Origin of the sequence: Bacillus sp. SIMBA_074 (assembly GCF_046534555.1) — a bacterium.
GTDB lineage: Bacteria > Bacillota > Bacilli > Bacillales > Bacillaceae_G > Bacillus_A > Bacillus_A mycoides.
In genome coordinates this window covers 1-262 of the sequence record NZ_JAWRYM010000716.1, presented here as the reverse complement: position 1 = coordinate 262, position 262 = coordinate 1, and the positions used below count along the sequence as shown (strand labels likewise).

The window sequence follows — 262 nt, the reverse complement described above, 5'->3', positions numbered from 1 at the left end:
CTTTTTCGTAATATGACCATTTTTGATAATATTGCCTATGGATTAAAGGTCCGCCCTAGAAAAATAAGGCCCAGTAAAAAAGTGATTGAACAAAAGGTTACCGAATTGCTTCAGCTCGTCAAGCTGGAAGGCTATAAAGATCGTTACCCATCCCAATTATCAGGGGGGCAGCGCCAGCGTGTAGCATTGGCAAGGGCACTTGCGGTTGAACCGAATATTCTTTTGCTTGATGAACCATTCGGGGCATTGGATGCTAAAGTTC

1 protein-coding gene is annotated in these 262 nt (G+C 43.5%); it reads left to right on the top strand.

Going from position 1 to position 262, the window contains the following annotated elements; genetic code table 11:
- A partial coding sequence (locus SB773_RS32655) for an ATP-binding cassette domain-containing protein (RefSeq protein WP_410594542.1) occupies positions 1 to 262 on the top strand: 262 nt, incomplete at both ends.